The sequence below is a fragment of the Sphingobium sp. SG1 genome, from assembly GCF_057063145.1.
The window spans coordinates 139,995-163,421 of record NZ_JBVVOJ010000001.1 but is presented as its reverse complement, the minus strand read 5'-3'; the positions used below and the strand labels follow the sequence as shown (position 1 = coordinate 163,421).

Annotated in this window: 24 protein-coding genes; 11 read left to right on the top strand and 13 right to left on the bottom strand. The window is 64.5% G+C overall.

The window, feature by feature from the left end:
* Positions 1–137: 137 nt before the first annotated feature.
* From AC0KVN_RS00700 to AC0KVN_RS00670, 7 genes are all read right to left on the bottom strand, one after another.
* Positions 138–1,046: a histidine kinase gene (locus tag AC0KVN_RS00700; RefSeq protein ID WP_069336973.1), complete on the bottom strand. Its 909-nt coding sequence runs from the start codon at positions 1,044–1,046 to the stop codon at positions 138–140.
* Positions 1,047–1,169: 123 nt separating this feature from the next.
* Positions 1,170–1,391 (bottom strand): hypothetical protein, encoded by a 222-nt coding sequence (locus tag AC0KVN_RS00695; protein ID WP_029547748.1) that lies wholly within the window; start codon positions 1,389–1,391, stop codon positions 1,170–1,172.
* Between the two features lie 29 nt (positions 1,392–1,420).
* Complete coding sequence (locus AC0KVN_RS00690; RefSeq protein ID WP_435567471.1) at positions 1,421–2,680, bottom strand: N-succinylarginine dihydrolase; 1,260 nt, start codon at positions 2,678–2,680, stop codon at positions 1,421–1,423.
* Positions 2,677–3,696 (bottom strand): arginine N-succinyltransferase, encoded by a 1,020-nt coding sequence (locus AC0KVN_RS00685; protein WP_037506629.1) that lies wholly within the window; start codon positions 3,694–3,696, stop codon positions 2,677–2,679. Before AC0KVN_RS00685 ends, AC0KVN_RS00690 begins: the two co-directional genes overlap by 4 nt.
* A 16-nt stretch (positions 3,697–3,712) precedes the next feature.
* Positions 3,713–4,930 (bottom strand): hydrolase, encoded by a 1,218-nt coding sequence (locus AC0KVN_RS00680; protein ID WP_483655220.1) that lies wholly within the window; start codon positions 4,928–4,930, stop codon positions 3,713–3,715.
* Between the two features lie 41 nt (positions 4,931–4,971).
* On the bottom strand, positions 4,972–5,871 hold the full coding sequence (locus AC0KVN_RS00675) for a DUF481 domain-containing protein (protein WP_010337856.1): 900 nt from the start codon (positions 5,869–5,871) through the stop codon (positions 4,972–4,974).
* A gap of 41 nt (positions 5,872–5,912) precedes the next feature.
* Entirely contained in the window at positions 5,913–6,398 is a 486-nt protein-coding gene (locus AC0KVN_RS00670) for an RNA pyrophosphohydrolase (RefSeq protein WP_069337025.1), read from the bottom strand.
* 189 nt (positions 6,399–6,587) lie between these two features.
* On the opposite strand from AC0KVN_RS00670, the gene AC0KVN_RS00665 reads away from it, so the two are divergent.
* Together AC0KVN_RS00665 and AC0KVN_RS00660 are read left to right on the top strand one after the other, a co-directional pair.
* Positions 6,588–7,964 (top strand): cryptochrome/photolyase family protein, encoded by a 1,377-nt coding sequence (locus AC0KVN_RS00665; RefSeq protein ID WP_435567473.1) that lies wholly within the window; start codon positions 6,588–6,590, stop codon positions 7,962–7,964.
* A 37-nt stretch (positions 7,965–8,001) separates the two neighbouring features.
* A complete protein-coding gene (locus AC0KVN_RS00660) occupies positions 8,002–9,270 on the top strand; it encodes a class I SAM-dependent methyltransferase (RefSeq protein WP_483655219.1) in 1,269 nt (422 codons plus the stop codon).
* On the opposite strand, the gene AC0KVN_RS00655 is transcribed toward AC0KVN_RS00660, so the two are convergent.
* Together AC0KVN_RS00655 and purF are read right to left on the bottom strand one after the other, a co-directional pair.
* Complete coding sequence (locus tag AC0KVN_RS00655) at positions 9,267–9,983, bottom strand: SDR family NAD(P)-dependent oxidoreductase (protein ID WP_313394687.1); 717 nt, start codon at positions 9,981–9,983, stop codon at positions 9,267–9,269. The genes AC0KVN_RS00660 and AC0KVN_RS00655 overlap by 4 nt on opposite strands.
* 96 nt (positions 9,984–10,079) lie before the next feature.
* Entirely contained in the window at positions 10,080–11,540 is a 1,461-nt protein-coding gene (gene purF / locus AC0KVN_RS00650; RefSeq protein ID WP_017499557.1) for an amidophosphoribosyltransferase, read from the bottom strand.
* A 202-nt stretch (positions 11,541–11,742) separates the two neighbouring features.
* Here purF and ccmC point away from each other — a divergent pair, with 202 nt between their 5' ends.
* The 8 genes from ccmC (at position 11,743) to AC0KVN_RS00610 (ending at position 18,595) form a co-directional block, all read left to right on the top strand.
* Positions 11,743–12,465 carry a heme ABC transporter permease CcmC gene (gene ccmC, locus AC0KVN_RS00645; protein ID WP_037519926.1) on the top strand — a complete coding sequence of 241 codons (723 nt, stop codon included), beginning with the start codon at positions 11,743–11,745 and terminating at the stop codon, positions 12,463–12,465.
* Positions 12,466–12,467: 2 nt separating this feature from the next.
* On the top strand, positions 12,468–12,599 hold the full coding sequence (ccmD, locus tag AC0KVN_RS00640) for a heme exporter protein CcmD (RefSeq protein WP_004207286.1): 132 nt from the start codon (positions 12,468–12,470) through the stop codon (positions 12,597–12,599).
* Positions 12,596–13,042: a cytochrome c maturation protein CcmE gene (ccmE, locus tag AC0KVN_RS00635; RefSeq protein ID WP_037519924.1), complete on the top strand. Its 447-nt coding sequence runs from the start codon at positions 12,596–12,598 to the stop codon at positions 13,040–13,042. Before ccmD ends, ccmE begins: the two co-directional genes overlap by 4 nt.
* Positions 13,039–14,967 (top strand): heme lyase CcmF/NrfE family subunit, encoded by a 1,929-nt coding sequence (locus AC0KVN_RS00630; RefSeq protein WP_278986730.1) that lies wholly within the window; start codon positions 13,039–13,041, stop codon positions 14,965–14,967. The genes ccmE and AC0KVN_RS00630 overlap by 4 nt, the downstream gene beginning before the upstream one ends.
* Positions 14,964–15,491 (top strand): redoxin family protein, encoded by a 528-nt coding sequence (locus tag AC0KVN_RS00625; protein WP_235682084.1) that lies wholly within the window; start codon positions 14,964–14,966, stop codon positions 15,489–15,491. Before AC0KVN_RS00630 ends, AC0KVN_RS00625 begins: the two co-directional genes overlap by 4 nt.
* A complete protein-coding gene (locus AC0KVN_RS00620) occupies positions 15,491–15,901 on the top strand; it encodes a cytochrome c-type biogenesis protein (protein ID WP_161730678.1) in 411 nt (136 codons plus the stop codon). Before AC0KVN_RS00625 ends, AC0KVN_RS00620 begins: the two co-directional genes overlap by 1 nt.
* Positions 15,898–16,539 (top strand): tetratricopeptide repeat protein, encoded by a 642-nt coding sequence (locus tag AC0KVN_RS00615; RefSeq protein ID WP_483655218.1) that lies wholly within the window; start codon positions 15,898–15,900, stop codon positions 16,537–16,539. Before AC0KVN_RS00620 ends, AC0KVN_RS00615 begins: the two co-directional genes overlap by 4 nt.
* Before the next feature lie 133 nt (positions 16,540–16,672).
* Positions 16,673–18,595, top strand: coding sequence for a potassium transporter Kup (locus tag AC0KVN_RS00610; RefSeq protein WP_004207279.1), 1,923 nt, complete (start codon positions 16,673–16,675; stop codon positions 18,593–18,595).
* Between the two features lie 7 nt (positions 18,596–18,602).
* Here AC0KVN_RS00610 and AC0KVN_RS00605 read toward each other — a convergent pair whose 3' ends face one another.
* A complete protein-coding gene (locus tag AC0KVN_RS00605; protein ID WP_435567474.1) occupies positions 18,603–19,670 on the bottom strand; it encodes a PA0069 family radical SAM protein in 1,068 nt (355 codons plus the stop codon).
* A gap of 86 nt (positions 19,671–19,756) precedes the next feature.
* Between AC0KVN_RS00605 and AC0KVN_RS00600 the strand changes: the two genes are divergently transcribed.
* Positions 19,757–20,269, top strand: coding sequence for a YbjN domain-containing protein (locus AC0KVN_RS00600; RefSeq protein WP_435567475.1), 513 nt, complete (start codon positions 19,757–19,759; stop codon positions 20,267–20,269).
* Between the two features lie 6 nt (positions 20,270–20,275).
* Here AC0KVN_RS00600 and moaB read toward each other — a convergent pair whose 3' ends face one another.
* Genes moaB through AC0KVN_RS00585 form a run of 3 tightly spaced genes read right to left on the bottom strand, consistent with a single transcriptional unit; the run spans position 20,276 to position 23,369 of the window.
* On the bottom strand, positions 20,276–20,803 hold the full coding sequence (moaB, locus tag AC0KVN_RS00595; protein ID WP_435567476.1) for a molybdenum cofactor biosynthesis protein B: 528 nt from the start codon (positions 20,801–20,803) through the stop codon (positions 20,276–20,278).
* On the bottom strand, positions 20,803–22,590 hold the full coding sequence (locus AC0KVN_RS00590; RefSeq protein WP_483655217.1) for a lytic transglycosylase domain-containing protein: 1,788 nt from the start codon (positions 22,588–22,590) through the stop codon (positions 20,803–20,805). The genes moaB and AC0KVN_RS00590 overlap by 1 nt, the downstream gene beginning before the upstream one ends.
* Complete coding sequence (locus AC0KVN_RS00585) at positions 22,587–23,369, bottom strand: uracil-DNA glycosylase family protein (protein WP_097383385.1); 783 nt, start codon at positions 23,367–23,369, stop codon at positions 22,587–22,589. Before AC0KVN_RS00585 ends, AC0KVN_RS00590 begins: the two co-directional genes overlap by 4 nt.
* Between the last annotated feature and the right edge of the window lie 58 nt (positions 23,370–23,427).

Genomic DNA, 23,427 nt, shown 5'->3' with positions numbered 1-23,427 from the left:
AAGCGGTATGCGAAATTCGCGCACATTTTGTGCGAATTGTGTAAATCCGAAGCCGCGTGTTCGGGGCTTTTCGGACATTTTGGGGTGATACTGAACGGTCGACACGGACAAATCCGCTATGACCGCTGGATTTTACATCATTGGGGTCCGGCTTGGTCGTTTTCGCTCAAGCAGGGCGGGGTCATTACTAGCACGACACCCTCCGTTCCGTAGGTGCCGCGCAGTTGAACGAGGGCGCCCTCCATGGGAAGCAAGGCGCCGCCATTGGTGAGCAGATGGGCCTGGACCCGGCGGTCGCCCTCGCCGCGCAATACCGCTTCCAGCTCCTGACGGAAATGCGGCCGCTGTGGCAGGGCGATGAGGTCGGTCATATAGGCGTTGATCAGGCGGGCTTCGGGGAGCCCGACCAGGGTGCAGATGGTGGCATCGACATATTCGATGAAACCCCGGTTGGAGAGACGGGCATAACCGACGCCGCCATGGATGCCCATCGCCTTGAGAATGGCCGATTTGACGTCGGCCAGCCGATGGCGCTGCACGTCGGACGTGATGTCGCGCAGCAACAGGCCGATCCCGTCTGCGAAGGGAAAGGTTTCGACGTGGAGCCAGCTATCGTCGCGGAAGGGGGAGGGAATATCCGCAGCGCTGATTTCGCCGGACACCTGGCTATGCCGGGCATGCGCCTCGGTCAGCGTGCCGACCAGTTCGGGCAGCGCATCCCACAGCATCTGCCCTTCAAGCCGACGGTCCCAACGCCGTGCCATGGCCAGTGCGACCGGATTGATCAGGTCGATGCGAAAATCGGCGCGGCACAGGATCAGGCCTTGGGCCATGCGCACGGCCAGTTCGCGCAATCGATCCGGATTCTGGTCGAACTCGTCCTGGCTGGCGAGCGCCTTGAACCGGTCCAGCCCCATGAAGACATGGGTTTCGCGGCCATGATGGGTTATCAGCAGGGGGTGTCGCGCGCCGATCTCACGCCAATGGGCGAAGTTGCGGACCAGTTCCGCAGCGGTGACACTCCTGTCGCTTATGTCGTCCGGCATGGTTGACCCTCTCCCAAATCTGGGTGCAGGCACAAAGACCCTCACCAACGGGTGGCGGCTACGTAATATCCCTTATGTGCGGCGAACTGGTGTTGCTTTGCGAGCAATGGTGTTCAGACAGTATCAAGAGCCGTAACTGCGCTGGAGTTCCAGGGCATCGAGCATTTTTCCGCCCGCCATGAAGACGGCACCGGAGCAGGCGAGGGCGAGCAACTGGCCGCCGACGCCGGGATATTGATGCATATAGACGACGCCGCGCTCGCTGGCGCCCAGCGCGAGCGCGTAGATCACGAGGAAAGCCTCGAACTTGGTCTTGATCGTGAAGAGGCGTTTGATCCGTTCCATCAGACTCATCCGAGGCTCTCGTCCATCTTCTAAGGCATTAAGTCGCCCGAAAGTTGCAAATGGTCAACAAGGCTTAACCATGATTGTTCGATCCGGGCAATAAGGCGCGTGTCGGACAGGTCGTCGGGCGCAATGGTTTCGGGCCAATAGTCCGAAACGATGCGGGCGATTTCATCCAGGCGCGGCTCATCGACCAGGAAACGCGGGTCGATATCCTTTGGATCCGCGACCACGCGCAGGCGCAGGCAGGCGGGACCGCCACCATTGGCCATGGACTGACGGACATCGACGGGAATGAGGCGACGGATCGGGCCATTGCCGGCAACCATCTGTTCCAGCCAGGACCATACGGCCGGGACCGCCTGCGCCTCGCTTGGCAGGATCAACGCCATGGTGCCGTCAGGAAGCGTGACGAGCTGCGCGTTGAACAAATAGCTCTTGATCGCATCGGCCAGGCTGACGGCGCTGGCGGGCACTTCGACGATCTCCACCGACGGCAACAGCGTGCGCAGCGAGGCGTAGAAGGCCTGCTTGTCGGCGAAAGCCTGTTCATGGGTGAAGAGAACGCGCTCATTGGCGACGGCGATGACGTCATTGTGGAAGGCGCCGGCAGCGATCGCCTCCTGCGACTGCTGCACGAACAGGGTGCGGGCCGGATCGAGGCCGTGAATACGGGCGACGGCCTTGCTGGCCTCGACATGCTGGCGGGCGGGGAAGGGGCCACCCGACTGGCCATAGACGAAAACCTCGACGCCCGGTGCGCCATGGCTGTCGCACAGGCGCATATGATTGGCCGCGCCTTCGTCGCCAAAGGGCGCGGGGATGGGCCCATGCACGGCAAAGGCGCGGGTGTCGGAAAAGGCGAGGCGCAGTTGCGCCAGGGTCTGGGGCCATTCATGGCTGCGATGCGCCATGGTGACGAGATTGGCGACGGTCAGGTGGGTGCGTCCGTCGGCTGTGTCGGCGGCCGGCGAGACGGTCGCGGCGTTGGCGGCCCACATCGACGAGGCCGACATGGCGGCGGCGCGGATATGCGGATCGGCATTGCTGATGTCGGTACCCAAGGTCGCGAGCCAGGTGCCGTCAGGACGCCATTGCGGCAGGAAAATACCCTGGGCAAGGCCGAGGCGCAGATTGCCGCGCATCTTTTCTATCCCCTGCAGGGCTGCGGCGCGGGGGTGCGACACCGCGCCGGCATTGCGGGATGAGGCCAGATTGCCAAGGCTGAGGCCGGCATAATTATGGCTTGGCCCTACCAGCCCGTCGAAATTGATCTCGCGCACGCTCATGCTCGCCCCGCCATGGTGAATGCCTGTCCGACGTCCAGTTGCAGCAGCGCGGCGCTGGCCGCGTCGAGCGAGATGCTGCCATCCTCGCCCTCCTGCACATAGCCATAGGTGCAGCGATAATCGGCGAGCAGGCCGGTCGACACCAGCATCTTGTCGCCGCCCTTGTCATGGGTCGCCGCCAGCGTCACGTCGCGTGCCTGGGCCACGGTGCGGAGTTGGTCGATCTGACCCACCATGGTCGGGCCGCCGTCGAAAATGTCGACATAGCCGGCGTTCGTGAAGCCCTCGGTCTCCAGCATCCGCATAGCCGCGCGACCATTGGGATGGGGCAGGCCGATGACGGCGCGGGCGCTGTCGGTCAGCATTGCGGTGTAGATCGGCGTCTTGGGCATCAGGTCGGCGATGAACTGGTTGCCGTTGACGGCGTTGAACTCGTCGGCCTCCTGGAAATTCATGCCGAAGAAGCGGCCGGCAAGGCCGTCCCAGAAGGGCGAGCCGCCCGCTTCGTCGATCACGCCGCGCAATTCGGCAATCACCCGGTCGCCGAAGCGATCGCGATGGTTGCGGATATAGAGATAGCGGCTGCGCGCGAGCAGCAGGCCAAGCCCCTCTGCCCGTTCGCGCGGGTGGAGGAAGAGGCCGCCAACCTCGGTCGATCCTTCCAGATCGGTCGTGAGCGAGAGCATTTGTGCGCGGAAGGTGCGGGCCAGTTCGCGGCTGTGCTGGGTCAGCACGCCCAGACGATAGGAATAGAAGGGCCAGCTCTGTCCCACCGTGCTGAAGATCTGACAGGTGCCGCGCACCTGGCCGGTCTGCGCATTGACCAGCACCAGGACGATCAGATCATCCTTGATCCCGCCATCCTGCCGGCTGAGCGCCTGTTCGGTGCGCTCCAGCTTGGCGGTCAGCGCGGCGCGATCGGGCGGCAGGTTGGTGAAGCCACCACCGGTCAGCTTCGCCATTTCATACAGGGTCTGCAGGTCGTCCGCTCGCGCGGTGCGCATGTAGAAACTCAAAAGGCGGTCCTCTCTCTCAATATTGTCCTTGGGCGATCCGCAGCAGCGCCAGCGCGGACAGTTGCGCGCGCTCGGCCAGGCTGTCGCTGATCAGAAATTCGGCGTCGCTGTGGATGCTGCCGCCGCGCACGCCCATGGTGTCGACCACCGGGACGCCGCAGGCCGCGATATTGTTGCCGTCGCACACGCCGCCGGTGTCGCGCCAGCCAATGTCGAGGCCGAGGTCCGCGCCGCAACGTCGGACCAGGCCGAACAGGCGCTCGGCCTTGGCATCCATGGGCTTGGGCGGGCGACCGAAGCCACCATGGAGATGCAGGCTGACGCCATGGTCGCGGGCGACATCGGCCATGGCCCGATCCAGCAGGGCGCGGGCCGCGATTTCATCGTCCGGCGTGCGCGGGCGGAAATTGACTCGCAGCACGGCATGGTCGGGCACGACATTATTGGGACTGCCGCCGTCGATCTTGGCGGGATTGCAGGAAAAGCCGCTGCCGCTGCCGGCCTTCAGGCGCAGCGCGAGATCGGCGGCCGCGAGCAGCGCGTTGCGGCCATCGTCGGGATTGCGGCCGGCATGGGCGCTGAGGCCGGTGACGATGATCGAGAAATTGCCGCTGCCTGCGCGCGCGCCGGCCAGCGTGCCATCGGGCAGGGCTGGTTCATAGGTGAAGGCGGCGCGCTTGCCGGCTGCGGCTTGGCGGAGCAGCGCGGCGGAAGAGGGGCTGCCGACTTCTTCGTCGCTGTTGATCACCACCTGATAGCCAAGCGTCCGGGTCGCCTCGCTATGCTCGATTGCCGTCAGGGCGGCGAGCATGACGGCGATGCCGCCCTTCATGTCGGCGACGCCGGGGCCGTTGAGAATGCCGGGTTCCAGCCAGCGAAGCGTCTGAAACGGGTGGTCGACGGGAAATACCGTGTCCATATGCCCTGTCAGCAGCAACTGGACCGGCGCATCGGGGCGGACGGTCAGGCGAAGATGCTGGCCATGGCGGATCACCGATATGCGGCCGTCGGGCGCCACGGTTTCGACCGGATCGGGTTCGATCAGGTCGATCGCGCCCGGCAGCACCGAAAAGGCATCGGCGAGCGTGGTGGCCATGGCAGCGAGCCCGGTCAGGTTGCGCGATCCGCTGTTGATGCTGGCCCATGCCTCGACCTGTGCCAGCATCGGCGCGGCGGCGGCCTGTTCCAGCAGGGCGGTTTCAGGGGCTGTTACGGGCGGGTGGGTGCCGTTCATCCCGGAGGTCTATCAGAGCGCGGGCGCCTGCTCCACCCCGATCAGAAATCGTAGCTGAGGGTCAGGCGGCTGAGCGTGTCGAAGTCGCGCGCGGACAGCAGGGTCTCCGACTCATACTGCACCGTATAGGACAGGCCAGCGGACAGGCGGGTGCTCACCTTGGTTTGCAACTGTGTCAGAGAATTGACGGAAAATACGTCAGTTTCTGCGTAACCTGCAGCGGTCTGCTTGAAGGTGACATTGGGCGCCAGACGCCAGGCCAGGTCCATAGATGCACGCGCGCCGAGCTTGGTTTCGCGCGGCCCGATCACATATTTGGCATGACGGACGGACGGGCCCAAGTCTAGCGACAGGTCGATCGGCTTGCTGACGATCACCTTGTAACCGATACCGGCCGAGGCGGTGTAGCGCTCGTCATAGCCGATCGAGGGATCGCGTTCGAACTGGGTCAGGCCATAGGCGAAACCGCGCGGGTCGAACTGATAGCGCGGTTCATAGCTGGCGGTGTAGCGTTCGCGCGAGGTGACGCCATTGGCACGGCGATAATCGACCGTGGCGCTGAGCTTATGGCTCCATTCCAGCCCTTCGCGCTTGACCTGCGCCGCGGCGCTGATGCCGATTTCGCTGGTCGAACCGGTCGAGCGGAAGCCGCCGGCTTCCAGCTTGCCGGTCCATAATTCGGTGAAGCGCGCCTCGCGAATCACCGTGTCATGGGTCGCCTTGGTCCGTTCCTTCCAGCTGTTGACCATCTGCTGGATCTGGTCAGCCGATTGCGGATTGGTCTGCTTGGCGATCTTGGCGACGGTCGCAATTTCGGTCTCATTGCCATTGGCAATCGCCGCCTCCAGCATCTCGCGGACGGACGGCGGCAGCAGCGCAGGCGCGTTGGCCCAGGCCTGGGTGGCAAAGAGAAAGGGCAGGATAGCCAGACAGTGACGCATGCCGCTGTCATAGCGAACCGAACGGGGATTTTAAGCCCCCATCAGATCAAGTCGTGGAATTCCTGCAATATGTCCCGGTAAAGCTTGCGCTTGAACGGCACGATCAGTTCCGGCAGCGTTTCGGGCGCAGCCCATTTCCATTCCCGGAATTCGGGATGCTTGGTCTGGATATCGATATGGCTGTCCTTGCCCAGGAAGCGGGCGAGGAACCAGATCTGGCGCTGGCCGCGATATTTGCCGCCCCACAGCTTGCCGATCAGTTCAGGCGGCAGATCATAGAAATGCTCGTCGCGGCTCTTGGCGATGATTTCGACATGTTCGGGCGTGATCCCGGTCTCTTCGCCCAGTTCGCGCAGCGCTGCCGTCTTGGCGTCTTCGCCTTCGTCGATCCCGCCCTGTGGCATCTGCCAGGCTTCCACGACATTATCGAGGCGCTGACCGACGAAGACCTTGCCCGCCATGTTGACCAGCATGATCCCGACGCACGGCCGGTAATTCAGTTCTGCATTATCTGGCATCGACGCCATGTTTTCCCCTGCATCGCTGCAGCCATGGCCGGTTGGCGGCGCATGGCTAGTGTATTGGGTTTCAGAATAGGCGGCGGTGATGCGCGCGTCCATTGGCCGAATCGACATTCATCGGATTTGCAGGTCATCTCCCGGAAGGGCGCGGAAAATTCATTTGGAACCGGGGGGCTAGGCAAGCATTGGGCGGTCATGCCATCCCCCACCATCATCTGGTTCCGCCAGGATCTGCGCCTCTCGGATCAGGCGGCGCTCGCCGCCGCCGCGCAGGCCGGCCCGGTCATTCCACTTTATATCCTTGATGATGAAAGCCCGCGCCAATGGGCGATGGGTGGTGCGTCGCGCTGGTGGCTGCATCACAGCCTTGCCAGCCTGGACGAGCGACTGAGGGGTAAGGGATCGCGATTGATCCTGCGGCGCGGACGCTGCGCCGATGTGCTGGCGCAGGTGGCCAAGGAAAGCGGCGCGAAGATCGTGCATGCGATCCGCCATCATGAGCCCTGGTGGCGTAACGCCGAGAAGGCGGTGGCGAGGCAGATTGAGCTGCGACTTCATGACGGCGGACTGCTATTGCCGGTGGAGGCGGTGCGGACGGGCGGCGGGACGCCCTATCGCATCTACACGCCCTTTTCCCGTGCGGTGATGCTGCACATGCCGCCCGCGCCACCACAGCCCGCGCCGCAGCAGATCGAGGCGCCATCGCACTGGCCGGTCAGCGACAGGCTGGAAGGCTGGAACTTGTTGCCGCGCGACCCGGACTGGGCGAGCGGCTTCCCTGCCGACTGGTCGCCGGGCGAAGAGGGGGCAAAGCGCTATCTCGACAGTTTTCTGGGCGAGGTGGGCGACTATGCGGTCGCGCGCGATCTGCCGTCGCAGGAAGGAACGTCCCGCCTGTCCCCGCATCTCCATTTCGGGGAGATTTCGCCGGCCAAGGTCTGGCATCGGGTGGCGCAGGCGCCGGGGGACGTGACCGTCTATCTCAAGGAACTGATCTGGCGCGACTATGCCCATAATCAGATCTGGGCCCTGCCGACCTATGGATCGGAAAATGCCCAGCCGGCATTCGACGCCATGCGCTGGCGCGATCTGCGCGAGGCGCGGGGCGACTGGACGGCGTGGAAACGGGGGCAAACCGGCTATCCGATCGTCGATGCCGGCATGCGCCAGCTCTGGCAGACCGGCTGGATGCACAATCGGGTGCGAATGATCGCGGCCAGTTTCCTCATCAAGCATCTGCTGATCGACTGGCGCCATGGCGCGCGCTGGTTCTGGGACACGCTGGTCGACGCGGATTACGCCAATAACAGCGTCAACTGGCAGTGGGTGGCGGGCAGCGGCGTCGATGCCAATCTCTTCACCCGGATCATGGCGCCGCTGACCCAGTCGGATAAATTCGATGCTGCCGATTATATCCGCCAATGGGTGCCGGAATTGGCGCATCTCGACGATTGCGTCATCCATGATCCGGATTTTCATGGGGTTAGGCCATCATCCTATCCCGAAAAGCGGATCGGCCATCGCGAGGGGCGTGAGCGTGCGCTGACGGCCTATCGCCAGATGAAGGGGTGATTGCAGCGACGCGCGGCATGGGGCAGAAAGAGGCCCGATGAATGCAGTCGACCCCCGTCGCGGCAAGGCCGCATTGTCGATCCGGCGCCCGCCGGCAGAGCGGACGCCGGGATGGCGGGCGCGCCTGCTCGCGCCACTTTTCCATCGCATGCTCGATCGCATCGACCAGGGACTGGAGCAGGGCTCGCTGGATGCGACTTTGCCGGACGGCACGCGCCGGCTATTGGGCGGGCGAGGGCCGGGGTTCGACTGTGTCGTGGACCTGGTCGACTGGCGCGCCTTGGTGCGACTGGCGATGGGTGGCTCGGCGGGCTGGTATCGCGCCTGGGCGGCGGGCGAGTGGCGCAGTGCCGATCCGGTGCCGCTCTTCGCGCTGTTCATGGCCAACGCCGTATCGCTGGGGCGCGTTGCTCGGCCCCATGGACCGGCCCGTTGGGCAGGACGATTGTTGCACTGGGCGCGGCGGAACAACCGTAACGGCTCGCGCCGAAACATCGCCTTCCATTATGATCTGGGCAATGATTTCTACAGCCTATGGCTGGACAGGAATATGCATTATTCCAGTGCCTTGTTCATCAACCCTGAGGATCGGATCGAAAGCTTGGAGCGGGCGCAGCAGCGCAAGGTGGACGCCCTGCTGGAACGGCTGGACCTGCGTGACGGGCAGGCGCTGCTGGAAATCGGATGCGGCTGGGGCGGCCTCGCGGAACAGGCGATGGAACGCTGCGCCATCCGATATGACGGGCTGACCCTATCGGTGGAGCAGGCTGATTATGCGCGCGACCGGCTGGGGTCCGGCGCGCAGATCCACCTGACCGATTATCGCGACGCACAGGGGCAATATGACGCCATCGCCAGCGTGGAGATGGTGGAGGCGGTGGGCCAGCATTATTGGCCCGACTATCTGGATGCGGTCGCACGCCTGCTGAAACCCGGCGGGCGCGCCGCGATCCAATATATTTTGATCGACGATGCGATCTTCGATCATTATGCGCGCGGCGCCGACTTCATCCAGACCTACATCTTCCCCGGCGGCATGCTGATATCCGAAAGTCGCTTTCGAACGTTGGCGCAGGAACGCGGGCTGGAATGGCGCGACGTGCGCCACTTTGGCGACCATTATGCCGAAACGCTGCGCCGCTGGCGCGAGCGGTTCGATCGGGCGATCGACGAAGGGCGATTGCCGGCCAGTTTCGACCAGCATTTCGTCGGCTTGTGGCGCTATTATCTGATGTATTGCGAAGGTGGTTTCCGGGGCGGCACCATTGATGTCGCCCAGGTCACGCTGATGAAGTCGGCCGCTTAACCCACGACGCGCAGGCGATGGCCGTTCGGGGCATCGCTCAGCACCAGATCATGGATGGCCCTGGCGACCGTTTCCGGTCCCTTGAGCGTTGCGGGGTCTTCGCCGGGGAAGGCGCGGGCGCGCATCGCGGTGCGGGTGGCGCCGGGATCGACGATATGGGTGCGGATGGCGGAGATGTTCTTCATCTCCTCGCCATAGGCGCCGACCAGCGTTTCGAGTGCGGCCTTGGACGCGCCATAGGCGCCCCAATAGGCGCGCGGGGTGGCGCCGACCGAGGATGTCAGGGCAATTACCCGCGCGTCGGCGCTGGCCCGCAGCATCGGGTCGAAGGCTGCGATCAGCGCCTGGGGCGCAGCGATGTTGAGCATCAGCAGCCGGGCAAATTCCTTGGCATCGATCGCCGGAACCGATGCCAGCGACCCGAGCGTCGCCGCGTTGAGGACGAGGATGTCGAGTGCCTTCCAGCGGCCAGAAATGGCCTGGGCCAGGCGGCCGATACTTTCGCCGTCGATCAGGTCGAGCGGCGCGATGGTGGCGCTGCCGCCGGCCTGGTGAATGCGATCTTCCACCTCTTCCAGCCCGCCGCTGGTGCGCGCGGTCAGGATCACATGGGCGCCGGCTGCGGCCAGTGCCTCCGCCGTCGCGGCGCCGATGCCCCGGCTGGCGCCGGTGACGAGCGCAAGTTTTCCGAACAGCGGCAAGGTATCAGACATCGGCTCTCCGTTCGCCCCGACCGATGCCGGGTGTCGTCGTGGGAAAAGGAAAGGGCGGGGTCGTGCGACCCCGCCCGGTCGGGCCTTGCCCGTGGGTCAGGAGACCCGTTCTGCCAGCAGCTCGAACTGGTTTTCGACCACGGCTTCATCCTGGTCGGTGAGCTTGGTCGGATAGTCGCCAGTGAAACAGGCGTCGCAATATTGCGGACGGATGTCGGCGCGCTTCGCCTCGCCCAGCGCCTTGTACAGGCCGTCAATCGAGATGAAGGCCAGGCTGTCGGCGTGGATGAAGTCCTGCATGCCGCCAATGTCCAGCTTGTGCGCCAGCAGCTTGGTGCGCTCGGGCGTGTCGACGCCATAGAAGCAGCTATGCTTGGTCGGCGGCGAGGCGATGCGCATATGCACTTCGGCGGCGCCCGCTTCGCGCATCATCTGCACGATCTTCAGCGAGGTGGTGCCGCGCACGATCGAGTCGTCGATCAGCACGATGCGCTTGCCCTGGATGAGGGCACGGTTGGCATTATGCTTCAGCTTGACGCCCAGGTGGCGGACCTTGTCGCCCGGCTGGATGAAGGTGCGGCCGATATAGTGCGACCGGATGATGCCCAGTTCGAACGGGATGCCCGATTCCTGCGCATAGCCGATGGCGGCCGGCACACCGCTGTCGGGCACCGGGATGACATAGTCGGCCTCGACCGGATTTTCGATCGCCAGCTGCGCGCCGATCGCCTTGCGGACCGAATAGACGCTGGAATTGTCGATGATCGAATCGGGGCGGCTGAAATAGACATGCTCGAAGATGCAGGGGCGCGGATGCACTTCGCCGAACGGGCGGATCGAGCGCATTTCGCCATCCTTGGTGACGATGACGAGTTCGCCCGGATCGATCGAGCGGACATAGTCGGCGCCGACCACGTCGAGCGCGACGGTTTCCGAAGCGAAGATGGTCGAATCACCCAGCTTGCCCATCACCAGCGGGCGGATGCCCAGCGGATCGCGGCAGGCGATCATGCCCTCGGGGGTCATGACGATCAGCGAATAGGCGCCTTCGATCTGCTTGAGCGCATCGATGAACTTGTCGAGCAGGGTGCGATAATTGGACGTCGCGACCAGATGGATGATGACTTCGGTGTCCGAGGTCGACTGGAAAATGGAGCCGCGGCGGATCAGTTCGCGGCGGACCTTCATCGCGTTGGAGATATTGCCGTTATGGGCAACCGCGAAACCGCCGGAATTGAGTTCGGCATAGAGCGGCTGGACATTGCGCAGCGAGGTTTCGCCGGTGGTCGAGTAACGGACATGGCCGCAGGCCGTGTCGCCAGGGAGGCCCCGAATCACCTCGTCGCGGTCGAAATTGCCGGCGACATGCCCCATGGCGCGATGGGTATGGAAATCATGCCCGTCCCAGCTGGTGATGCCTGCCGCTTCCTGGCCGCGATGCTGCAGGGCGTGAAGGCCGAGCGCTACCATCGCGGACGCGGTTTCTGCGCCGGATACGCCAAAAATGCCGCATTCTTCGCGCAACTTGTCGTCGTCGAAAGGATTCGTCGTAATCATGGGTGTGAGCGGGTCCATTGCCGTTCCTGACCACCCCTCTGGGGCGACCTTTCGCGCGCATATAGTCCTTCCCGGTCGATTTGTCGCCTGCCTGTAACAAAAAAGCGTGGCCAATCGTGGCAACGCTGCGTTTTGCTGGCTTTTCCATGGGCTAAACGGCCACTGGCGTTGGCGTTCGGGTGTCGCTAAGAAACCTGTACTCATGCACCGTTTTGCCAATCCCGCCCGCTTCCTGAAGATCGCCCGTCCGATGACGGGCTGGCTGTTCTGGCCCGGCCTCGTGCTGCTGCTGGCCGGCTGCGCTTCGGGTCTGTTCCTGACGCCGGCGGATTATCTGCAGGGCGATACGGTGCGCATACTCTATATACATGTGCCGGCCGCGTGGCTCGGCATGGCGGGCTGGACCGGCATCGCCGTGTCCGGGCTGATGCAACTGGTGTGGCGCCATCCGCTGGCTTCCGTGGCCGGACGCGCGATTGCGGCGCCGGGTGCGTTGTTCACCGCCATCTGCCTGATGACCGGTTCGATCTGGGGGCGGCCGACCTGGGGCACCTGGTGGGAATGGGACGGGCGCATGACATCGATGCTGGTGCTGCTCTTCCTTTATCTGGGCTATATCGCCCTGGCCAATGCATCGGCGCGGCAGGGGCAGGGCGGTGTCAGCCCGGTGACCGCCATCTTCGGCCTGGTCGGCGCGATCAACATCCCGATCATCAATCGGTCGGTGGTCTGGTGGAACAGCCTGCACCAAGGGCCGAGCATCACGATGCGCGGATCGAGCATCGACGGATCGATGCTCTGGCCGCTCGGCCTGACGCTGTTCGGCTTCACCTTGTTGTTCGCCGCGATCGTGCTGATGCGGATGCGGGCAATATTGGCACAAAATAAGGTCGAGGCGCGGATGCAGCGCCTGACGAGAGGGTAGAGATGAACCAATGGGCTTTCGTGATCGCCGCCTATGCCGTGACGGCCGTAGGCACGGCGATCGTCACCATCGCCAGCTGGCGCGCGATGCGATCGGCGGAACGTCAGGCCGAACGACTGTCTGACCGGACATGAAGGCCAAGCATCAACGGCTTATCCTGGCGCTCGCAGCGCTGGTGGCGATCATCGGTGCCGGGTTGCTCGCCGTATCGGCGCTGAAGGACGAAGCGGCCTATTTCTACGCGCCCAACGACGTGAAGACCAAGGGTGTGGAGCCCGGCAAGGCGATCCGTCTGGGCGGCATGGTGGTGAAGGGCAGCCTCGAGCGTGCGGCCGATGGCGTGACGATCAATTTCGACGTGACCGACGGCAAGGCAACCGTGCCGGCAACCTTCAGCGGCATCGCGCCTGACCTGTTCAAGGAAGGCAGCGGCGTGGTCGCGGAGGGCGCTTTTGATCGGCAGGGGCGGTTCGTCGCCACCAATTTGCTGGCCAAGCATGACGAGCGCTACATGCCGCGCGAACTGGACGGCATGACCTATAATGAAACCACGCATGAGATGAAGGCCGCGCCATGATTGCCGAAGCCGGTCTCGCCGCCCTGTGGTTTGCCGCGGTCCTCGCGCTGCTCCAGCTGTTTCTGGTCGGCATGGGGCTGGCGGGCGGCAAGGGCGAGGTGCTGGGCGCCGTCCGACCTGTCGCTGTTTTGCAAGGCGTGCTGACGGCAGCCGCCTTTGTCGCGCTGATCAGCCTGTTCCTGCGGTCCGACATGTCGGTGCTGCTGGTGGCGACCAACAGCCATTCGGCCAAGCCATGGCTCTACAAGTTCGCCGGAACCTGGGGCAATCATGAAGGGTCGATGCTGCTCTGGGTCACGGTAATGGGCGTCGCTGGAGCCGCAGTGGCCCTGTTCGAGCGCGCGTTGAAGCGCGACGCGCATATGGCGACGCTGGGGGCGCAGGCGGCGATCAGCCTCGGTTTCTATGCCTTCTTGCTCTTCTCCTCCAATCCCTTCGCTCGCATTTCCCCGGCACCGGCGGACGGGCAGGGGCTCAACCCGCTGCTGCAGGATCCCGGCCTCGCCTTCCATCCGCCGACGCTCTATCTCGGCTATGTTGGCCTGTCGGTCGCCTTTTCCTTCGCAGTCGGCGCCTTGCTGACGCGGCAGGTAGATGCCGCGTTCGCCCGCGCCATGCGGCCCTGGGTGCTGGCCGCCTGGGTGATGCTGACGCTTGGCATCACCGCGGGCAGCTATTGGGCCTATTATGAGCTGGGCTGGGGCGGCTGGTGGTTCTGGGATCCGGTCGAAAATGCGTCGCTTATGCCCTGGTTGGCGGCAACCGCGCTGCTGCATAGCGTGACCGTGCTGGCGACCCGCGACGCGCTGCGCGCCTGGACGGTGATGCTGGCCGTCGTCGCCTTCTCCATGTCGATGGTCGGCACCTTCCTGGTCCGGTCGGGCATATTGACCAGCGTCCATGCCTTCGCCGTCGATCCGGAGCGGGGTAGCTTCATCCTGGCCTTGCTGGCGCTCTATATCGGCGGCGCTTTGGCTCTGTTCGGCTGGCGGATCGGCACGGTGCGCGAGGGCGCGCCGTTCGAACTGGTAAGCCGCGAAACCTTCCTGGTGGTCAACAACCTGTTGCTTTCGGTGATCCTCGGGCTGGTGCTGATCGGCACGCTTTACCCGCTGATGACCGAAGCATTCGGACACAAGGTGTCGGTCGGCGCGCCCTATTTCGATCGCATTGCCGGGCCGATCGCGCTCGCCCTGCTGATCGTCATGGCGGCGGGGCCGCTTACCCGCTGGCGCCGGGATCAGGTGCGCGCCGTGGCCGGGCGCATGCTTGTTCCGACTGCGGTCGCACTGGCGGCCGTGGTGCTGGTTGGTGCGCTCGCCTGGGGCCGGATCGGGCTGTTGCCCTATTGCGGGCTGGTGGTGGCGCTGGCCGTCGGCGTGGGATCGCTGGCACCGCTGTGGAAGCGCAACCTGCGCCGCACGCCGCTCTTCACCTATGGTATGGTGATCGCCCATCTGGGCTGTGCCGTCAGCCTGGCGGGCATGGCCTGCGATTCGGCGTTCACGGTCGAGAAGCTGGTGGCAGTCCGACCGGGCGACAGCATCGAGACGGCTGGCTGGACGCTGCGCTTCCAGCGCATCCTGCCGCTTGCTGGCGACAATTGGACGGCGTTGCAGGCGGACGTCATTGCGGAGGGCAGCGGCCGCGCGGTCGTGATCCATCCGCAGTCACGCTTCTTCGCCTCGCCGCCGACGACCACGACCGAGGCGGCCCTGCTGACCCGGTGGAATGGCCAGCTCTATGTCGTGCTGGGGCAGGAAGCCGATGCCGGCCGCTGGCAGATGCGGATCTGGTGGAAGCCGTTCGTGACGCTGATCTGGCTGGGCGGCATCATGATCGCGCTGGGCGGCCTGCTGGCGCTGGTCGGGCGGGAACGGCGCGGCTGGCTAATGAAATGGCGGGCGCGGAAGGCAATGGCATGAGGAAGCTGCTGATCTGGCTACCGCTTGTCCTGTTCCTCGGCTTCTTCGCGCTGTTCGCAAGCGGCCTGTTCAAGCCGGATGACCGCGTCATCACCTCCAAGCTGATTGGCCAGGCTTTGCCGGCCTTCACCCTGCCGGCTGCTGCCAGCGATCGTCCCGCGCTCGCCAGCACGCAATTGGCGGATGGCAAGCCGCGCCTGCTCAACATCTTTGCCAGTTGGTGCATTCCCTGCGCGGCGGAGGCGCCGCAACTGATGGCGCTCAAGCAGGCTGGGGTGGCGATAGACGCGATCGCGATCCGCGATGCCCGGCCCGATGTCGACGCCTTCCTGGCGCGCAACGGCAATCCCTATAGCCGGATTGGCCTGGATGCGCGCAGTGGCGTGCAGATCGCGCTGGGCTCGTCAGGCGTGCCGGAAACCTTCGTGATCGATGGCAGGGGCAGGATCGCCTATCAGCATATTGGTGACATCCGCGCCGATGACGTGCCGATGTTGCTGCAACGGCTGAAGGACGCACAATGATGAGGGGGCTGCTTTCTCTTCTCCTGTTGATGCTGGCAGCGCCGGTTCAGGCGCAGACCGCCCTGCCGCCCGCGCCCTATGCCGACCGGCAGCTTGATGACCCGGCGCTGGAGCGCAAGGCGAAGGCGCTGATGGAAACCATCCGCTGCCTGACCTGCCAGAGCCAGTCGATCGCCGATTCGAACGCCAGCATGGCTGGCGACATGCGCTCCGAGATACGCGAGCGGATCCGGTCGGGGGAGGAGCCTGAGCATATCAGGCGCTGGCTGATCGAGCGCTATGGCGACTGGGTCAGCTATGAGCCGACGGCCGCGCCGATCCTCTGGCCGTTATGGGCGGCGCCGATAATCCTGCTGTCATTGGGGCTGTTGTTGATGCGCGGACGGATCAAGCGGAGGCCGCGGGCATGACGGGCTGGATCATTGCTTTCGGCCTCGCCATCATGGCCATGGCGGTGCTCTGCTTCATCGGGCGTATCCCGCGCGTGACGCGGGAGATCGTTGCGGCGACTTTGTTGGTCGGCCTCGCGGGCTATGCCTGGCAGGGGCATCCCGGCCTTGCCGGCGCACCGCGACAGGTCGCGGCCGAGAAGGAAGCGCAGTTCGACGAGAAGCTGGCGGAGCGACGCCGCAGCCTGGCGGAGCGCTATGGCCCGGCCGGCCAATGGTTGATCATGTCGGATTCCTACGGGCGGCGCGGCCTGACCAAGGAGGCCGCCAATGTCCTGCTGTCCGGCCTCAAGCAGACGCCGGAAGACGCCAATCTGTGGCTGGGCATGGGGAATGCGCTGGTCGCGCATGCCGATGGCGTGGTCGCGCCGGCGGCGGACTATGCCTATCGCCAGGCGCTGCGGCTGGACCCGGAAGGACCGGCGCCGCGCTATTTCTATGGCCTTGCTTTGGCCCAGGCGGGGCAATTGGACGCCGCGCGCAAACAATGGTTGCCGCTGGCGCAATCGGCGGCCGAAGGCAGCAAGATCAAAGCGGAACTGCAGGCCAATATCGCGCGTATCGATGCCATGCTGGCGATGGATGCGGCTTCGCGATGATCCGCATCGGGGCGATCATTGCGTGAACCCTGTGCCCATGGTAGGGGCCGGCGGTTTGCTGGGCTCCGTCCTTGGAATGAGAATTGCCCTGGCAAGGGTTGCGACATGATATTGATGATCGAGCATTTCCTTCATGGCTGATGACAGCGCGGTCGCCGTCCCCGAAGACGGCGAGCAGGAAGGGCATGGCCATGCCCGCCAGAAAGCCACGGCCAAGCTGGTCGTCGGCGCGATCGGCATCGTCTTCGGCGATATCGGCACCAGCCCGCTCTACGCCTTCCGCGAAACCTTTGCGGGCCACCATCATCTCGACCTCGATCCCGACCATATATTGGGCGTCATCAGCCTGATGTTCTGGTCGATGATGCTGGTCGTGACGCTTAAATATGTCAGCATCATCATGCGCGCCGACAATAAGGGCGAAGGCGGCAGCCTGGCCCTGCTGGCGCTGATCAACGGGCAGACCAAGACGCAGCGCTGGTCGCGCGGCATCGTGCTGCTGGGCGTGTTCGCCACCGCCCTCTTCTACGGCGATTCGATGATCACGCCGGCGGTTTCCGTGCTGTCGGCGGTGGAAGGTCTGGCGGTCTATAACGCCAACCTCGCGCCGGCGATCCTGCCGGTTGCGGTGCTGATCCTGCTCGGCCTGTTCTGGATCCAGGGTCTGGGGACCAACAAAGTCGCGACCCTGTTCGGCCCGATCATGCTGATCTATTTCGTGACGATCGCGTCGCTCGGCGTGCTCAGCATCGTCAAGACGCCGGGCATTCTCTACGCCTTCAATCCCTATTGGGCGGTGATGTTCTTTGCCACCGATCCGCTGCCCGCCTTCCTGGCGCTGGGCTCGGTCGTGCTGGCGGTGACGGGCGCCGAAGCGCTCTATGCCGATATGGGCCATTTCGGCCGCAGCCCGATCCGCGTGTCCTGGCTGATCTTCGTGCTGCCGGCGCTGATGCTCAACTATATGGGGCAGGGCGCGCTGCTCTTCCGGGAGGGCGCCGCGGCGCTGCACAGCCCCTTCTACAATCTCGCGCCGCAATGGATGCAGTTGCCGCTGATCGGCCTTGCCACGCTGGCGGCGATCATCGCCTCGCAGGCGGTGATATCCGGCGCTTTCTCGGTCACGCAGCAGGCGATCCAACTCGGCTTCATGCCGCGTTTGCGGATCGAGCATACCAGCGCCTCGACGGCCGGCCAGATCTACATTCCCCTGATCAACTGGGGCCTGATGGTGATGGTCATCCTGCTGGTGCTGGTGTTCAAGACCTCGTCCAACCTGACCGCAGCCTATGGCATTGCCGTCACCGGTGCGATGTTCATCGACAATGTGCTGCTGACCGTGGTGCTCTATCGGCTGTGGCACTGGAAATGGTATTATGCCGCGCCGCTGCTTGCCGTCTTCTACCTGGTCGATGGCGCCTATCTGGCGGCCAATCTGACCAAGGTGCCCGACGGCGGCTGGTTCCCGTTGCTGATCGGCTTCGTCGTCTTCACCTTGCTGACCACCTGGTCGCGCGGGCGCCGGCTGGTGCAGGAACGGCTGCGTGAGGCAGCGATGCCGATCCCGGTATTCGTGGCTTCGGCCGCCAACAGCGCCGTGCGCGTGCCGGGCACCGCTGTCTTCATGACCTCGACACCTGATGGCGTGCCGCATGCGCTGCTGCATAATCTCAAGCACAACAAGGTGCTGCATGAGCGGGTGATCCTGCTGACCGTCAAGATCAAGGATGTGCCGGTGGTCGAGGATGACGGCCGGTGCAAGCTGGAGGATCTGGGGCGCGGCTTCTTCCGGCTGGTGCTGCAATATGGCTTCATGCAGGAGCCGGATGTTCCGGCCGCGCTCAAGAATGTGACCGGCTGCGGCCAGGCGTTCAAGATGATGGACACCAGCTTCTTCCTGGCACGCCAGACGCTGCTGCCTTCGGCCAATCCCGGTATGCCGCTGTGGCGCGAGAAGATCTTCGCCTGGATGCTCCGCAACGCGGAAAGCGCGATGGAGTTCTTCCGCCTGCCGACCAACCGCGTGGTCGAACTGGGCAGCCAGGTCGAGATTTGATCGACCTCTAGAAGAGCCGCATCTGCGCGCCCTCGGGCGGTCGGAACAGGTCGGTGCGGACGCTGATCCGCGCCTGCCCCAGATTGGCCTTGCGTCGTGCCTTGATGAAGCGGGTGCGGGTCAGGTCGGCCCAGACGCCCTGACCGCGCATCCGGCTACCGAAATCGGGATCATTGTCGCGGCCGCCGCGAATGTCGCGGATCATCGCCATCACCTTGGCGGCCCGATCGGGATAATGGGTTTCCAGCCAGGCGCGGAACAGTGACGCGACCTCATGCGGCAGGCGGACGAGGATGTAGTTGACGTCCTGCGCGCCGGCCATGGCAAGCCGCGCCACCACCTGTTCGATCTCATGATCGTTGATCGCCGGGATGATCGGGGACATGTTGGCCGATACCGGCACGCCGGCTTCGGCCAGGCGAGCAATCGCGGCGATCCGTCGTTCGGGATGGGGCGCGCGCGGCTCCAGCGTGCGCGCGACCTTGGGATCGAGCGAGGTTACCGAAATCATCACCGCGACCAGATTGTCGCGCGCCAGATCGGCCAGCAGGTCGATGTCGCGCAGGATGCGGTCGGACTTGGTGGTGATGAACGCCGGATGGCGGCATTCCACCATCACCTCCAGCAATTGGCGGGTGATCCCCCAATCCTTCTCGATCGGCTGATAGGGATCGGTATTCGTGCCCATGGCGATCGGCGAGACGCTATAGTTCCGGTGCGACAATTCCTTGCGCAGCAATGTCGCTGCATCCGGCTTGGCGAACAGCCGCGTCTCGAAATCCAGGCCTGGCGACAGGTCATGATAGGCATGGGTCGGCCGGGCAAAGCAATAGATGCAGCCATGCTCGCAGCCGGCATAGGCGTTGATCGACTGGGAGAAGGCGATGTCGGGCGACGCGTTGCGCGAGATGATCGTGCGCGGCGTAATCAGCGACACGCTAGTGCGCAGTTTCTGGGCCGGTCCGTCGATCGCCTCCACCGCGTCGAGCCAGTCGCCGTCCGCCTCGCGCGCGGCCAGGTTGAACCGGCTGCTGGCCTGGTTGTGCGTTGCGCCGCGTCCGGTGATGTTTGCCATTTTGAAATAAGAACATATCAGGAACTTATTGACAAGGTCGCTTCCGACGCGTCATGGCTGTCCCCTTGAAAGCAGGGGGAAATATCATGCGTGCCTGGTGGCTTGTTCCGGCTCTGATGATGATGGCAGGCGCGGCCGATGCCGCGACGCCGACGACGGATTGTGCCGCAAATATGGTCTGCGCCAGCCGGCCCCAGTCGGTGGTCGAAGCGTTGCAGGCGGCAGGTTACAAGGCGGCGCTGACGAAGAGCAAGTCGACCGGCAATCCGATGATCGAGAGCGCTGCTAGCGGCTATAATTTCACCATCTATTTCTATGGCTGCGAAGAGATGAAGGACTGCAACTCGTTGCAGTTCGGTATCAATTTCGCGGATGATGGCGGCAACACGGTCGAACTGGCGAACAAGTGGAACCAGTCCAAGCGCTTCATCCAGATGTCGCTGGCCGACGACAAGACGCTGGACGTGTCCTATGACGTCAGCACGATCGGCGGTCTCAACCAGGAGAATTTCGCCGACGTGGTCGACTGGTGGTCAGTGATGCTCGGCGAACTCAGCAAATTCTTCAAGGAGAACCCGGCGCCCACGCTCAAGAAGTGAGAGCGTTTAGCGCTCGATAAGACGCGGCATCAGCTCGACGAAATTGCAGGGGCGAAACCGGCTGTCGAGTTGGCTGGCGAGAATGCCGTCCCATGCATCCCGCACGGCGCCGGTCGAGCCGGGCAGCGCGAAGATATAGGTGCCGCGCGCGACGCAGGCGGTGGCGCGAGACTGGATGGTCGAGGTGCCGATCGACTGATAGCTGAGCCACCGAAACAGTTCGCCGAAACCGGGAATTTCCTTGTCCTGCACCTGGGCCAGTGCCTCGGGCGTGACGTCGCGGCCGGTGACGCCGGTACCGCCAGTGGTCAGGATCACATCGACTTGTGGATCGTCGATCCAGGCGTGAAGGCGTGCGATGATGGCACTGCGATCATCGGTGACGATCAGTCGGTCGGCCAGGATATGGCCCGCGCCGGTCAGGCGATCGACCAGCGTGTCGCCGGACCGGTCATCGGCCAAGGTGCGGGTGTCGGAAACGGTCAGGACGGCGATGCGGACGGGCAGGAAGGTCCGGCCCTCATCGATCGGCATCAGTCCGATCCGCCGGCGATCATCGCCCGGCCATCGGCCTTGCTGAGGCGCACCAGCTTGACGCCCTTGGCATTGGGGAAGGTTGGCCACATGCCCTGCGCCATACCGGTCAGGCAATCCGCCTCGCCCTTTGCCTGGATCTGGTACATCCAATAGTTGCGCATGACGATGTTCACATAGGCGCGGGTTTCATAATAGGGCAGGGACTCGATGAACAGCAGCGGATCGCCCTTGTCCTTCACCTCGCTGTTCCAGCGTTCGACCGGCAGCGGGCCGGCATTATAGGCGGCCATCACCTTGGGCAGCAGGCCGCCGGTCGCGCTCATGTCGCGCAGCGATTCCAGATAGCGCTGGCCATATTCCATGTTGGTGGACGGCACGAACAATTGCGATGCGTTCGACAGGCCGACATCGCCGGCGGTTCCGGGGCGCACCTGCATCAGGCCGCGGGCGCCGGCGCTGGAGACGACGTCCGAACGGAAGCCGGATTCCTGCAGCGTATGGGCGTAGATCAGCGACGGGTCGACGCGCCAGCCGCCGTCCGGTCGCCAGGCCGGCGCCGGGAAGCGGGCGAAACTGTCGGGTTGCTTGCCGGCCGGGCCATTATGGGCGAGCCAGAGCTGAGTTGCGGGCAGGTTGAGCGCGCTGGCGAGCCGCAGCAGCGCATCATATTGGGCGGTGCCGCCCAGCTTCGCCTGATAGCGCAAAATCTCGTCGGCGCGGCCATTCTCGCCAATATCGGCCAGCGCGATCGCGCTGCGGACATTGGGGCTGTCCTTGAGCTGGCGCCAGTCATTGTCGCTGAAACGCGCGTTCATGGTCGCGCCGCCCAGCGGCATGCCCAGGCTTTCGCGGGCGAGCAGGCCATAGAAGGTCTCGTCGGACCGGGCCGCGAGCTTCAGCATATTCTCGACCTTCTCGGCCTCGCCGCAGACCATATAGGCGCGCGATGCCCAATAGGCGCCGGCTGCCCGCATGTCCGCGTCGCCCGCCAGCGCGGCGACATTGGCGAAGGCTGGAGCGGCAGCGCGGCAGTCACTCTGGCGCCAGGCGGCAAGGCCCGTCGTCCAGTGGGCCTGCACGGTCCAGTCCCCACCGGTACGGGTTTCGAGCGCGCGAGCGGCCATGCGGCGCGCGTTGAGATCGTCGCTTTCGATATAATAGGCCCAGGCAACACGCTGGCGCACCTCGGTCAGGCCTTCGGGCGTCAGCCCCGCTTCGCCGGCGGCAAGCAGCCCTTCCGCGCCGGCCGGATCGTCATTCTTGATGAAGGTCAGGATCTGGGCCGACAGGCTCTGGGCCAGCACGTCCGTCTTGCTGCCGCTGACATATTGGCGGCGGGGTGCCGAGCCGAGCCATACCAGCTTCTGGACCTGCGGCAGATCGGGCAGGATGGTCGCGCCGCGCTTCTGCGCCAAACGGGAAAGCTGGTCGGCCTTGGGCAGCCAGGCTGCCTTGTTGACGAGGTCGAGCAGATCGAACAGCTCGACGCGCGGCGATCCCTTGGCAAGATAAAGTTCCGACAGGGCGAGCGGGCGGACCGCATCCTGCGGGTCAAGTGCCAGGATCATCGCCTTGGCATCCGACCATTTCTGGTCGCGCAGGGCAGCGAAGATGGCGTTGTAGCGCGCCTTGTCGCCATCGGATAGCTGCAGCGGCGTTCCGGCGGTGGAACTGGTCGGCAAGGTGGGGAGGGTTTCGGCCGCCTTGGCGCCGGCCGGGATCGCCAGCGCCGCGCTCATGCTGAGCAGGGCAAGGCTGGAAATGCGGGTTGCAACGCGAATCACGGGCGATCTTCCTCAATCAGGCTTTGCAGGGCGCGCCAGCATTCCGCCTTGGCCGCGGGCTGGCTGAGCAGCAGGCGCGGATGGAATGTGGCAATGGCGGGCACAGTGCCGCCATCATGGTTAAAGGGGCGTAAACCGGCGGGCCGGTCGGCGCCATCGGTCGGAAGCAGCGCACGGGCCGTCCGATCGCCCAGCAGGAGCAGGCGGCGCGGCGCAGCGAGATGGACATGGAGCCTGATGCGATCGGCGACATGGGCCAGATCGCTGGCCTCCACCATGCCGCCGGCGGGGCGGACGGTGAACAGCGAGGCCAGGCAGATATCGTCACGGCGCAGGCCAATGGCCCGCATCATGGCATCGAACAGAGCGCCCGCGCGATCGGCGAACAAATGGCCCGCGCCGGCATCTGCCATGTCAGGCATGTCGGTGATGACCATCAGCGATGCTTCGGCCGGGCCGGTCGGCAGGATCGGGGTGCCGGGCCATTTGCGTTCGGGCTGGGCCGAATCACTGGCAAGCCATTCGAGATAGGCGTCGAGCGTCTTGGGTTTTTCGGGCGGCGGCGGAGCAAAGGCCTTCGCAGCCTGCTCGGCCAGCTGGGCGCGCGTCGGCTGCGGCCGCAACCAGTTGACTGGTGCTTCCGCTACGGCGCCGTCCACCCCCGCCAGCGACCACCACGCCAGATAGGCGTCAGGCGCTGCGGCTCCAAAGTCCCGCTCTAATCCCCGCATCACGATGCCCTTGGGCCAGAGGTTGACGCGAGGGTCAAGAATCTTCATCGCGTGGAATGTCAAAACGTTGGAGTAATAAGGCGACCGGATGGCCGGACATGTGCTG